Source organism: Streptomyces sp. AHU1 (assembly GCF_045343905.1).
Taxonomy (GTDB): Bacteria; Actinomycetota; Actinomycetes; order Streptomycetales; family Streptomycetaceae; genus Streptomyces; species Streptomyces triticiradicis.
In genome coordinates this window covers 1,324,617-1,337,567 of sequence record NZ_CP174283.1, presented here as the reverse complement: position 1 = coordinate 1,337,567, position 12,951 = coordinate 1,324,617, and the positions used below count along the sequence as shown (strand labels likewise).

Genomic DNA, 12,951 nt, shown 5'->3' with positions numbered 1-12,951 from the left:
AGCCGGTGAATCCGGCGATCAAGAACCATCGACCGGCCAACGGAACAGGGAATTCCGGCCGACGGTGGACAGGTCCGGCCCTCCGGCGGGAGGGCCGGGCCGCTCCTCATACGGCGCCGGTCCCACCGGGCGGCCGTACCCGCAGCAGAAGCAGCGCGACATCGTCGGGCCGCTCCCGCGCGACCCCGTCGCCCTGCTGGAGCAGTGTGTCGGCCAGCTCGTCCAGGGACCGGTGCCCGTTCGCCGCGAGCCGTCGCGCCAGGTCGGCGAGGGCGTCCTCGATGTCGACGCCGGGGGATTCGATCAGACCGTCGGTGTAGAGGGCGAGCACGGACCCGGGGACCAGCGGAACCTCGGTCGTCGGATAGACGGCGCGGTCGTCGACCCCCAGCAGCGGCCCCCCGGCCAGGTCGAGGACCCTCACCTTGCCGTCCGGCCGCAGCAGCAGCGGCGGCGGATGCCCCGCCCGGGACATCACGGCGGTCCCGTGCGCCGGGTCCAGGCGCAGATACAGACAACTGGCGAGCAGTTCGACGCCCAGGTCGATGAGCAGCCGGTTGGTGCTGCCCATCACCTCCTCCGGCGCCTGGCCGACCGCCGTGTACGCGCGGACGGCGGTGCGGATCTGTCCCATCAGCCCCGCGGCCGTCACGTTGTGCCCCTGCACGTCCCCGATCACCGCCGCCGCCAGACCGTTCGAGGGCACCAGGTCGTAGAAGTCCCCGCCGATGTCCATGCCCTGGGTCGCCGGCAGGTAGCGCGCCGCCGCCTCGACCGAGGCCAGCGGCGGGAGCGAGGCCGGCAGCAGCGCGTCCTGCAGGCCCTGCGCCAGATGGAGACTGGCGTCGTAGAGGAGGGCACGTTCCAGGGCCTGGGCGATCAGCCCGCTCAGACTGGTCAGCACCGCCCGCTCGTCGGCCGCGAAGTGGTGGGACTGCGCGTACCCGAGGACACAGGCGCCCACCGGCCGTCCGGAGGCGACCAGGGGCAGGTACGCCCACGCGCCCATGCCGTCGGGCGTGGCGTTCCGCGACGGGTACAGGCGCTCCAGCTGCTCGCGCGAGTCGAAGAACGCGGGGACACCGGTGTTCAGCGCCTGGGTGCCCGGGGTCTGCTCGCTCAGCGGCATCCCGTTGAAGCGCTCCACGACGTGCGCGTCCGGATAGCCGCGGTGACCCAGCACGTGCATGCGCCCGGCCCGGCCGGCGAGGACGACCAGGGACTGGCTGCCGACGGCGGGCGAGATCTCGTCCGCCACCAGCTGCACCACGTCCTGCACGCCCGCCGCCTCCGTCAGCGCGCTCGCCAGGCTCAGCACGTGGGAGATCGTCACCAGACGCGGGCTGCCGTCGCGCCGCTGCGGCCCCGCCCGCGTCATCTCGGACACCGGCCGGGCCCGCGAGATCCGCACGCTCAGCCCGTTCGTACTCGGATACAGGCGGAAGGAGAGCCAGTCGCCCGGCGGGCGCAGCGCGACGAAGGAGGTCACGTGCTGGCTGATCAGCGCCGCCCGGTAACGGTCCTCGTAGACCGGGTCGTTCAGCCAGGGCACGGCCGCCCACAGCTGGGTGCCCAGAAGACCGCTGACCGGCACGCCGATCAGCTCGGCCGCCGCCGCGTTGGCGAAACCGACCCGTCCGTGCAGGTCCAGCGAGCACAGCCCGTACGGCAGCCGCCCCACCATCCGCGCGGCCTCCACCGAGCCGAGCGTGCCGCCCGGCACCGCCGCGGGCCCCGTGAGCAGGTCGGGCTCGGGGTGCAGCGGGCGGTTCTCCGCGACGGCCCGCTCCAGGCGCAGCGCGAGCCGGTCGCAGGCCGCGGTGAGACGTTCGCGTTCCCGGTCGGACAGGTCGGGCGGATGGGATCCGGGCCAGGTCACGTAGACGGCGCCGTAGACGGTGGCCGCCGTCGCCACCGGGAGCGCGGCGAGCGCGAAGGGATACGGGAGCACTACCGCGATCCGGGGAAACCTGCGGGCCATCTCGTGCTCGCCGCCCACCCAGACCAGCCGCCGCTCCCGTACCGCCTCGGCGACCGGGATCGGCGCGCTGAGCCCCACGCGTTCCCACGGCGCGGCGAAGGCCCGGGGCAGCCCGGCGGAGACCGTCATCTCCAGCACCGGCTCCTGGGAGGCCAGCAGATAGACGGCCCCCGAGTGCGCGTGCACGTCGTCCATCATCGCGGCCAGCGCCAGCGACAGCAGCGGACGTCCCACCGGGGCCGGCCGGGCGGCCGGTGCCTGTGCGGCCTCCTGTCCCTCGGACACGGCGACCACCTCCTCGCGGAGCCGTCCACGGCCTCCGCACCTGTCAGGGATCAAGGCTCCTCCCTGGAAGCCCATCGCGCACGGCGAGCGGAGCCGGAGGACTCGCGCGGCCGTACCCCGCGGGCTCCGAGCCATGTCCCCCAGTCGAAGCGCGGAGGGTGCGGGGTGCCCCTCCGCGCGCCCCGCACCACCTCTTGGCCGATTCTTCGCGACCTCGCGCGGTCCCGAACGCCGAACAATGGGCACGCGCACAGGGCGACCGTGCCGTCGCGAAGCCACTTGGAGGAGGAGACGTGATCCGGGTACTACTGGTGCACGACGCGTGCCTGGTGCGGCAGGTGCTGGCCGAATGGCTGGACCGCACGCCGGACCTGGGCGTCTACGACACTCCGTGGGACAACGCGGCCGGCCGGGTCTGCTCGGTCGTACCGGACGTCTGCGCGGTGGACCTGGACAGCGCCGGCTCGCACGGCGTTCCGCCGCTCTCCGACCTGTTCGCCCGGGGAACGGGCGCCCCGGCACCCCGACTGCTCGTTCTCGCCAGCGCGGAGAGACCAGGACAGCTCAGGCGGGCCGCGGAGGCCGGCGCGCTGGGGTACGTCGACAAGGAGGGTTCGCCCGAGCGCCTGCTGTCGGGGATCCGCAGGGTCGCCGAGGGGGAACGTTTCGTCGACGCCTCGCTGGGCTTCGGTTTCCTCAGGGCCGCGGAGATTCCGCTGACCAGGCGCGAGCTGAGCGTGTTATCCCTCGCGGCCGCCGGCGCCTCCATCGCCGAGATCGCCGGCAATCTGCATCTGTCCCACGGGACCGTGCGCAACTACATGGCCGCGATCACGCGCAAGACCGGGGCCCGCAACCGCATCGACGCGATCCGGATCTCGCGGGGCGAGGGCTGGCTGTGACGCCGTCCCCGGCCAGTTGCCGATCAGGTCGCGGTAGAGCGGTGATCGTTCCACGAGGTCCTCGTGGTCGCCGAGGACGGCCCGCTGCCCGTCCATGACCAGCACTCGCGCCGCACGGCGCGCCGAACTGATCCGGTGCGCCACCACCAGGAGGGTGCCGCCGGGGCGTACGGTGAAGGCGCGCTCCGCGCGTTCCTCCGCCTCCGGATCGAGGTGACAGGTCGCTTCGTCCAACAGGGAAAGGGGTGCGTACGAGAGATACGCCCTGGTCAGCGCGATCAGCTGTCGCTCGCCCGCGGACAGGGACCGAGGATCGACCTCGGCCGCCGGGCCGCCGAGCCGCTCCATCAGGGGGGTGAGCCCGATCGCCTCGGCCGCCGCGCGCAGCTCCGCTTCCGGCACGGGCCGCGGCCGCAGCTGACCCAGGTTCTCCGCGAGCGTACCGGTGAAGACGTACGCCTCCTGCGGGATGAGGACCCGCTGCCCGGCGGCCGGCCGGCCCCGCACAGGCTGCCCGTGCACTCGGACCGTGCCGCTCGTCGGCTCCAGGAGTCCCGCGACGAGCCCCACGAGAGTGGACTTCCCGATGCCACTGGGGCCCACGACGGCCAGGTGGGCGCCTCGGGGGACGCGGAGATCGAGGTTCTCGATGACGGGGGCGGCCCCAGGGCCGTAGGCGAAGGTGAGGCCGGTGACGGAGAGGGCGGGACCGTGGCCCGGGGGGTGATCGGAGGAGGCCGGAGCGACGGAGGTGCGGGACGGAGGGGGTGTCGGGGGAGGGGCCTCGGGTGCCGGGGGCTTCGCGGGCTGCCGGGTACCGGCAGGGCCGCTCGCCGCCGGGGGCGGGTCCGGTACCAGTCGGCGCAGCACCACCGCCAGGCGGGCGCCGCTGGTGCCGAGGCCGTGGACCAGGTTCTGCAGGGCCGGCAGCAGGGACTGGCTGACGTAGGCGAGCGCGCCGACCAGGGCGCCGGGGGTGACGTCATGAGCCAGCAGCCAGGGTGCCGCGGCGAGCAGCAGCACGAGGGGGAGCTGTCCGCCGACGGCGAGGGACACCGTGCGCAGGATCCCCCAGAGCGCCAGCGCTCGCGCCGCCCGCACCTCGACGGCGATGCGCGTTCCCGCGTCGGCGGCGACCCGGGCCTCCGCCCCGGCCGCGGTGATGTCCCGCAACCCCGGGCAGATCCCGCCCAGGTGGGCGGCGATCTGCTCGTCGGCGACGAGGAACGCCTCCTGTCTGCGCGCCAGCGGTCGCAGCGTCAGGAAGAACAGGGCCACTCCGGCCGCGAGCGGTGGTGCCACCACGAGGAGGAGCAGGGGGTCGAGCGAGCAGAGCCCGATCAGGGTGCCCGCGGCGGTGAAGAGGAAGGAGCGCGAGACCATCACCAGTCCGGCGAAGGTGTCCCGGGCGATCTCCACCTGCTGGGTGAGTCCGGAGAGCGCGCCGCTGTCGCCCTCCCGCACTCCGCGCGTGACCACGTGCCGCACCAGTCGGTCCCGCACCGGTTCGACGAGCGCGGCGACACCCCCGTACACCCGCCCGGTGCCGTACGCCCCGACGAGGACGGCGAGTGCGGCGAGACCCAGCCAGCCGAGTCCCGTGCGGGCCCGGTCGGCCAGGAACCCCTCGTCGAGGGCGCGCGCCAGGGCGTACCCCATGAGGAAGATCTGCCCCGTCTCCAGTACCGACCAGGCGGCGAGCGCCGCGACCGCACGCCACCGGGAACGCAGGAACCGCAGCCCGTACCGGTACACCGTCATGAGGGACCGTCCTCCCGCCCGGGGGCCGCCGCTCCGAGGGGGCCGCTCTCCTCCCTCTCGTCGTCGGCCGCCCCGGGGAAGCTGCTCGTGTCCTGTACCGCGCCGCCCGCTCCGAACAGCGCGCGGTACTCCGCCCTGCGCCACAACTCCGCATGCGTTCCCAGCGCCCGCACCCGTCCGCCGTCCAGCCAGGCCACCCGGTCGGCGCGGGCCGCCGTGGACACCCGGTGCGCGACGATCAGGCGGCTGGAGCCGGGGGAGGGACGGAACAAGGCCTCGGCGACGTGGTGTTCGGTGACCGTGTCGAGGCTGGACAGGGCGTCGTCGAGGATCAGGAGCCGGCCGCCGTGGGCGAAGGCCCGGGCGAGGCCGAGGCGTTGGACCTCGCCACCGGAGAGGGGGGCGTCGGCGCAGCGGGTGGCGTAGCCCTCGGGGAGCCGGCGTACGAAGGCGTCGGCACGGGCTGTGCGCGCGGCGTCCCGGACACGGTCGCCGTGCGCCGTGCCGAGGCCGAGGGCGATGGTGTCCGCGATCGTCTCACCGAGCAGCGCGGGCCGTTCGAAGGCGTAGCCCACCGCTCGGCGCAACGCGTCGCGGGACAGCGCGTTCAAGGGCACTCCGTCGAGACGGACTTCGCCGTCGTCGGGGTCGGCGAGCCGTCCGGCGACCGCGGCGAGCAGGGACTTGCCGGACCCCGAGCGGCCCACGACGGCGAGTGTGCCGCCGCCGGGAACGGTGAGGTCGATCCCGTCGAGCACGGGACGCCCACCGTGCCGGACGGTGACCCCTCGCAGCTCCAACTCCCCCCGTCCGCAGGGCAGGAGGAGCGTTCCGTAGGGTGTCGGCGGCTCCGCGAGCACCGCGGCGAGCCGTCGTGCCGCCGTCCTGGCGCGGACCAGGGCGGACAACTGACCCACCAGGACGCCGACTCCGGTCGCCAGGACCGTGTACCGGGACGCCGCGAGCAGATCGCCGACGGAGAGCCGGTGATGGACGAGCAGTGCGCCCGCCACGGCCAGCACCCCGATCTGCAGGAGCGGGGCCACGGTCACCGCCCGCGCGGCGGCGCGCCCCTGGACCCGCCACATCAGGCGGCCCGCGCGGGAGAGTTCGGGCAGTGGCCGGAGTATCCGCGCCGTCTCACGGGCGGCCGTCCCACCGGCCGCGATCGTACGGAAACCGCCGATCGCCTCCGCGAGACCGTCCGCGATCCGGCCCTGCGCCTCCTGATAGCGCGTCACGCAGCGCGCCGAGTCGCGCGTGAAGGCGCGCAGCAGCAACGTCAGCACCGGGGCGCCCCCGAGGAACACCGCGGCCAGCAGCGGATCGACGAGCCAGAGCGCCACGATCGCGCCGGCCGGCGCGGCGAGGGCCGCGAGGAGCGCCGCGATGGTCGTGGGCGCGGTGCCCGCCTGCGCCGCGTTGCCGACGAGCCGTGCCACCAGGTCGCCCGCCCCGAACCGGTCGACGGCCCGCGGGCCCACGGCGAGCAGGTGTCCGAGCAGGCGCTCCCGCAGCCATGCGGTGGCCCGTGCGGTGGTGGTCGCGCCGAGGACGGTCTGGCCCGCGTCGAGCACGGCCAGAAGCAGCACGAGGGCGGTGCAGATCAGCGCCCAGTGGGTGGCCCGCGCTCCTTCGGGGTCCGTCAGCAGAAGGTCGAGGGCCCGGCCGAGCGCGAAGGGAAGGAACAGGTTCGCCGTCGTCGAGGCCGTGGTCGCGACGCACAGGACGGCGCAGCGGTAGCCGCTGTGCCGGGTGGCGGCGCGCAGCAGCGGCGTGCCGGGAGCGGCGGCCGCGGGTCGGGTGTCGGCCGGAGTGGTCACTCGTGGAGGTCCCTCGTGTCCCGGCGCCGCCCGGGGCCGGGCCGGCGCGCTGCCGTCAGAGACAGAGCAGAATGCTCGCGGCGGAGATGCAGGAGAGCAGGCTCACCGTGCTCTCGGCGCCGCCGCCGTTGTGCTCGTCGGACTCCATCGTCTGCAGGTCGAGAAGTGCCATCTCGTGTCCTTTCCTTTGATCGGGGACGTGGTTCGGCCGTGCCACGGCTGCGTCAGGTGCGCAGCCGCGTGTGAGGGCCGCCGGTGGGCGGCGGGAGGAACGGCAGGTGGGCCGGGACCGAGTCGTCGAGCGCCGCGCCGAGCGCGAGCAGGCACCCTGCCGTTCCGGTGCCCAGGTCCATGGAGAGCCGCATCATCTGGTGTCCGGGGAAGGCCAGCCGGCCCTCGTACGCCATCGCGAACCAGCCGAGCCCCGAGACCTGTTCGGCGAGCCGTTCCCGGACGGCCCCCGGCGCGTCGGTGCGGGCGAGGTGCAGGATCATCCCGGCGCGGCCCTGGAAGAGACCGGGGTGCGCGTAGAAGCGTGAGGACGCGGCGGTGAGGATCGCGGAACGCGCCCGCTCGTACTCCCCGGGGCCGCGCACCGTGTGGACCAGGAGGTCGTCGAGGACCATGCCCACTCCGGCGCTGCCGTCCCCGAGATACGGCAGGGTGCGCCAGCCTTCGTCGACCTCCAGCGCGCCGTTCTTCTGGACGACGCAGCGGTCCAGGTCACGGCGTAACGCCTTCTCGACCGCGGCCAGGAGCGCCGGGTCGCCGTCGTGCTCGTACCGACGGAGCAGGAACAGCGCCGGGCCGCTCGCGCCGCGCAGCAGACCGGCGCGTCGGTGAGGGCTGTCGGCAGTCGGTTCGGCGAGCCGGTCGACGAGGATCCGCGCGGCCTCGGCGGCGCGCTCGGCCAGTTCGGGCTCACCGGTCGTGCGGGCGAGGTGTCCGAGCACCAGGCCGAGCCCGGCGAGGCCGCCGCGCAGGTCGGAGGAGAGTTTCTGCCACCGCTCCCGGAGGATGCCGTCGACCAGGTCGAGGGCGCGACCGCGGTGCCCGAGCAGGTCGAGGACGTAGGCGACGCCGGCGAGTCCGTCGTACAGCCCGAGCGGCGTGCCGGCCGGTGCCGGGTCGGTGTGCTCGAGAAGCCAGCGCTCGCCCTCCTCGTAGCGGCCGGCCCCCGTCGCGGTCAGCGCGTACAGCACGCCCGCCGCCCCGTGTTCGAGTCCGAGCCCGCCGCCGTCGGAGAACTGGGCGATGTCGCCCGGGAAGAGCCGGTCGTCGCGCTCCGGTGTGGCCGACGCCAGGATCGCCCCGGCCATCGAGTCGCGGCTCGCCGGCCAGTCGCCGGGCTCGGGGAGCGAGGAGACAGGACCCCGGCGGAGCGAGGAAACCGGCTTGCGGAGGGCGGAGGCCGACGGGGACGCGCCGGCCCCCTCACCGTCGGGAGCCGGAGCGCCCGCGTCACCGTCGTCCCTCGTGATCTCGGCGACCGCCTCCGCCAGGAATGCCTCGGGTACGTCCGGGAACTGACCGGCGACGACCTCCGCCAGATGCGCCGCCTTGTTCCGGTCGACCGCGAAGAGCGTGGTGACCGGCATGAACAGGGCGAGCCGCAGACACGCCAGCGCGTACCGGTCGACGGCGGTGCCCCTGCGGTCCGGCGGCGCGAAGAACCCCGGGTGGGCGACGATCTGGCGGCCGTTCTCCTCGACCGGCGCGGCGGCCTCGAAGTCGAGCAGCGACACCGACTCCCCGTCGGGCGCCACCATGATGTTGAAGACGTGCAGGTCGTTGAAGACGATCCCGCGGGCGTGCACGGCCTCGACGGCCTCCTCGACCCGGCGGTGGACGCGCAGCGCCCAAGCCGTGTACGAAGCGACCGCGTCCGCGGCCGGGTCGGGGGTGAGCAGCGGATGGCGCTCCGCGAAGAAGGAGTTGAGGGGCCGCCCTTCCAGGAAGTCCATGACGAGGAAGCGGTGGTCACCGAGCGTGAACCAGTCCCTCACCCCGGGCACCACGTCCAGGCCGGCCACCCGCTCCAGGGCCCGCTTCTCGCGTGTGAGACGGGCGACCGCGTCGGCACCGTCCGCGGCGAGCCCCGCGTGCGGCCGCCCCTCCTTCAGTACGACCTTACGCCCGTCGCGGGCGTCGGTGCCCGCGTACACCCCGCCGCCGTTGGAGAAGTGCAGGGCCTTCTCCACGCGGTACGGCAGATCGCCGACCGTCGTCGTGTTCCGCGCCGCGAGCTGCGGTTCCAGGAAAGCGGGCAGGGTCACCCACTCCGGGACCAGGAAGGAGGGCTGTCGGCGGTCCGGCACCGGCTTTCCCGCGCCGTCCCGCACCGCCGGAACGAGTGACCCTCGCTCGTCGACGACGAAGGAGCGGGCGAAAGCGCCGTACCGCACGTACAGCGGGCCCTTGTCCCAGCGCAGATCGGTGAGGATGTACGGCCCCTCGAAGCCGTCCAGCAGCGCGCCCAGCTCGCGCAGGACCAGGTGGAGCTGCTCTTCGTCCGCCGGATAGATCGTCACGAACTTGCCGCTGGAGTCGCGGGCCGCGTACTTGGTGTTCCGCAGGTGCAGCAGATGCGGGCCCGGCACGAACTTGAAGGGGATACCGCGCGGCACGCAGTAGTCCCACACGATCGCGGCCGTCTTCTCCGCGTTCTCCCGGGTGGCCGAGGCGTGGATCTTCCAGCCCTGGGCCGGCCCGGGGAGGGGGGCGCCGCTCCGGTCGACCGGTGTCAGCGTCATCCAGTCGCCGATGCGTGCCGAGCGCCAGCCCTCCGGCACCTCGCGCGATGCCGGCTCGTAGGCGGGCGGATCGCTCCGGCCGCCTGCGGAAAGCCTGTCCGGCGTCTCGTAGAAGTGCCGGTCGGCGAGCGCGTAGACCTCGTACCGCTTGTCCATGCAATGCCCCTTCGGCCATCGGCCCTGTGACATCGAGCCTTCCAGCCCACCGGGGGCACGAACAGTCACGCCTGTCACGAGACCACCGTGCGAAACGCACGGATGAAGACGGATCCGATTCCGTTCGATCGGCCGTCCCGTAAGGGATCCGCCGCAGGCCCGACCCGTCCGGAACGGTCACAGGGGCTGCGCCCGGGCCCGGGAAGCGCTGTAATGACGGCGTGGTCAGTGAGGGTGCTGCGGAACGCGGAACGAGAACGTCGCGGGCCGAACTCGCCCTGAAGACGCTCACCGCGGATCTCGACCCGCGCGAACGGCTGCACCGCCTGCTCGAACAGGCACTCGTCTTCACCGGTGCGGCCGTGGCCGCCGTGTACTCACCGAGTGTGAGCGGCGGTGAACTGCATCTGGCCGAGTCCGCGGGGGTGCCCAGGACGCTGTACGGGCTCCGCGACAGCTACCCCCTGGCCGGCGACTCCCCGGCCGCGGAGGCGCTGCGCTCGGGGCTGCCCTGCTGGCTCGGACCGGAGGAGCTCGCCCGCTGCGCCGACGCCCGGCGGCTGGCCTCCCAGGACTTCTCACTGGCCGTGCTGCCCCTGCGGGACGAGGGCTGCCTGGTCGCCGTCAGCGACGGCCCCGCCGGCTTCGGCGACGAGGACCGGGCCTGCCTCGGGCTGGTCGCCGAAGCCGTCGTCGTCCCGCCCGCGCCGCCGCCGGACGCCGCGGCGGACCTGCCCGCCAGCTCGTTCAGCCTCGCCATGGACACCGGGCACGTCGAGGTCGACCACGAGGTGCTCGACCTGTTCGGACTGTCCCCCACCGCCTTCGACGGCAAGGTCGAGACCCTGCTGTCGATGGCCGTGCCCGAGGACCTCCCGGCGCTGATGTCCGCGGTCGAACCGGACCACACGGTCGTCGGCGACCGCGAGCTGGAGTTCCGCATCCTCCAGCCGTCCGGCGGCCACAAGTGGCTCCGGCTGCGCGCCCGGCTGCTGCCCTCCGCCGAGGGCCGCCCCGCACGGCTCGTGGGCACCGTCTCCGACGCCTCCAAGCTGCGTTCCGGCCTGAACGACGTGGGCCGGGTCCAGCGCCTCGCCGCCGCCCTCGCCACCGCGGGAACCGTCCGCGACGTCGGCCAGGCCGTCGTCGCCGCCCTGCGCAAGCCCCTCCAGGCCGACCGGATCGCCGTCTCCGAGCTGGAGGGCGACCGCCTCGTCGTCACGCTCCTGGACCCGCCCCAGCCGGAGTTCTGGCCCGAGCTGTGGCGCAGCGAATGGCGCTCGGAGTGGCCCGACGCCCCCGTCCGGTCCATGCCCACGCTCGCGGCGGCCCTCAACGAGGGACGGCCCGCCATCTGGCCCGCCGGCGCGGACCTGGAACCCGCGCTCGCCGAGGTCGGCCCCGGCGGGCTCGCCGTCCTGCCGCTGCCCGCGGGCGGCCGTATGGCGGGCGCCTGCCTGATCGGCTGGGACACCCCGCACGAGTTCGGCCCCGAGGAGCGGGCCCTGCTCACCGCCTCCGCGGGTCTCGCCGGGCAGGCGCTGGTGCGCGCCCACGCCTTCGACGCCGAGCACGAACTGATCGGCATGCTCCAGCGGACCCTGCTCCCGCGCCGGCTGCCCCGGCTTCCCGGCGCGGTCGCCGTCGCCCGCTATCTGCCCACCACGTCGGGCCTGGACGTCGGCGGCGACTGGTACGACGTCATCCCGCTGCCCGACAACCACGTCGCCCTCGTCATCGGTGACGTCCAGGGCCACAACGCCTCGGCCGCGACCGTCATGGGCCAGATGCGCACCGCGCTGCGCGCCTACGCCGTCGAGGGCCACCCGCCGGACGTGGTGGTCTCGCACGCCAACCGGCTCCTGCTCGACCTGGAGACCGATCTCTTCGCGACCTGCTGCTACGTCGACATCGACATGGAGGAGGGGTCCGCCTGGTACGTGCGCGCGGGACACATCCCGCCCGTACTGCGCCACCCGAACGGCCGTACCGAGGTCCCCGCGTCGGAGACCGGGCCGCCGCTCGGCGTCGTCCGGCAGACCGACTTCCCGATGAGCCCGATGCGGCTCCAGCCCGGCACCATCGTCGCGCTGACCACCGACGGCCTGGTCGAGTCCGTCGACGTCGACATCGAGGACGGCCTGAAACGGCTCGCCGAGGGCCTGGCCGGCTCCGACCCCGCCCACCTCGGTCTCGTCGCCGACGAACTGCTCACGAGCGCCAACCGCAGCGACGACGTGGCGCTCCTGCTGATGCGGTACGACGGCATGGAGGTCCTGCCGCTCCGCGAGAGCTGGACCGTCTGGCGGGTCCCCGAGGCGGTCCGGCACGCCCGCCGGTACACCCGGCGCGCCCTGCGGAGCTGGGGCGTCGGCGCGTACACGGACGCCGCCCTGCTGATCGTCTCGGAACTCGTCACCAACGCCCTGGTGCACACCGACGGCCAGGTCAGGCTCGACCTCACCCTCGTCAACCACCGCCTGCGCATCGCGGTCGCCGACAACTCGCCCCGCACACCGATCAAGCCCACCAGCATCGGCTGGGAGGCCACCGGAGGCCGCGGCATCCTCCTCGTCGAGGCGATGTCGGCGACCTGGGGCACGGTGCCGGTGAGCGGCGGGAAGCAGGTCTGGAGCGAGATCGCGCTCGACTGACGAGGGGAAGCCGTGCGACTGCTGCTCATGTCCGACACCCACCTGCCGAAGCGGGCCCGGGAACTCCCCGCCGCGCTGCTCGCCGAACTCGCTCCGGCCGACGTCGTGATCCACGCCGGGGACTGGGTGGACACCGCCACCCTCGACCTGCTGGAGGCCAGGTCCCGGCGGGTCGTCGGGGTGTACGGCAACAACGACGGCCCCGCCCTGCGGGCCCGGCTCCCCGGGACCGCCCGTGCCGAGCTGGGCGGTCTGCGCTTCGGGGTCGTCCACGAGACCGGCTCCGCGCGAGGCCGCGAACAGCGCTGCGCGCGGCGCTTTCCCGACCTCGACGTCCTGGTCTTCGGCCACAGCCACATTCCCTGGGACAGCGTCGCGCACACCGGCCTGCGCCTGCTCAACCCCGGCTCCCCGACCGACCGCCGCCGCGAGCCGTACTGCACGTACATGACCGCCACGGCGACGGACGGCCGCCTGACGGACGTGACCCTGCACCGCCTGCCGCCGCGCACCGCCTGATCCCGTGGCCGGGGCCGGCGGGGACGCAGGTGCGGGGCCCTGACCGGTGCCGAAGTCGCCGGTGAACGCATTCACGGGTCCGGTCACCGGAATTCCCGCGTCTCGGGCCCGACCTGC

At 74.0% G+C, this 12,951-nt stretch carries 7 protein-coding genes and 1 pseudogene; 3 read left to right on the top strand and 5 right to left on the bottom strand.

The annotated features are described in order from the left end of the window. Positions 1-106: 106 nt before the first annotated feature. Positions 107-2,275, bottom strand: a complete 2,169-nt coding sequence (locus ACICHK_RS06165) for a SpoIIE family protein phosphatase (protein WP_406836084.1) — start codon at positions 2,273-2,275, stop codon at positions 107-109. Between ACICHK_RS06165 and ACICHK_RS06160 the strand changes: the two are divergent. Continuing rightward, positions 2,236-3,084, top strand: a pseudogene (locus ACICHK_RS06160) (DNA-binding response regulator); the annotation flags it as partial. The gene ACICHK_RS06165 and the pseudogene ACICHK_RS06160 sit on opposite strands and share 40 nt — an antisense overlap. Here the strand turns inward: ACICHK_RS06160 and ACICHK_RS06155 are convergent. Genes ACICHK_RS06155 through lanKC form a run of 4 tightly spaced genes read right to left on the bottom strand, consistent with a single transcriptional unit; the run spans position 3,007 to position 9,661 of the window. Beyond that, the gene (locus ACICHK_RS06155; RefSeq protein WP_406836083.1) at positions 3,007-4,929 is read right to left on the bottom strand and encodes an ATP-binding cassette domain-containing protein; all 1,923 of its coding nucleotides are present in this window, start codon (positions 4,927-4,929) and stop codon (positions 3,007-3,009) included. The pseudogene ACICHK_RS06160 and the gene ACICHK_RS06155 overlap by 78 nt on opposite strands. Beyond that, positions 4,926-6,752, bottom strand: coding sequence for an ABC transporter ATP-binding protein (locus ACICHK_RS06150; RefSeq protein WP_406836082.1), 1,827 nt, complete (start codon positions 6,750-6,752; stop codon positions 4,926-4,928). The genes ACICHK_RS06155 and ACICHK_RS06150 overlap by 4 nt, the downstream gene beginning before the upstream one ends. A 55-nt stretch (positions 6,753-6,807) precedes the next feature. Beyond that, positions 6,808-6,924, bottom strand: a complete 117-nt coding sequence (locus ACICHK_RS06145) for a SapB/AmfS family lanthipeptide (protein WP_406836081.1) — start codon at positions 6,922-6,924, stop codon at positions 6,808-6,810. A gap of 52 nt (positions 6,925-6,976) precedes the next feature. Continuing rightward, positions 6,977-9,661: a class III lanthionine synthetase LanKC gene (lanKC, locus tag ACICHK_RS06140; protein ID WP_406836080.1), complete on the bottom strand. Its 2,685-nt coding sequence runs from the start codon at positions 9,659-9,661 to the stop codon at positions 6,977-6,979. Positions 9,662-9,882: 221 nt separating this feature from the next. Between lanKC and ACICHK_RS06135 the strand changes: the two genes are divergently transcribed. Next, entirely contained in the window at positions 9,883-12,315 is a 2,433-nt protein-coding gene (locus tag ACICHK_RS06135; protein WP_406836079.1) for a SpoIIE family protein phosphatase, read from the top strand. 12 nt (positions 12,316-12,327) lie between these two features. After that, positions 12,328-12,834: a metallophosphoesterase family protein gene (locus tag ACICHK_RS06130; RefSeq protein WP_406836077.1), complete on the top strand. Its 507-nt coding sequence runs from the start codon at positions 12,328-12,330 to the stop codon at positions 12,832-12,834. Positions 12,835-12,951: the final 117 nt, after the last annotated feature.

Bases quoted from the DNA above. Each gene is read 5' to 3' on its own strand.
- ACICHK_RS06155 (WP_406836083.1), bottom strand. From the start codon at position 4,929: ATGACGGTGTACCGGTACGGGCTGCGGTTCCTGCGTTCCCGGTGGCGT.
- ACICHK_RS06145 (WP_406836081.1), bottom strand. From the start codon at position 6,924: ATGGCACTTCTCGACCTGCAGACGATGGAGTCCGACGAGCACAACGGC.
- lanKC (WP_406836080.1), bottom strand. From the start codon at position 9,661: ATGGACAAGCGGTACGAGGTCTACGCGCTCGCCGACCGGCACTTCTAC.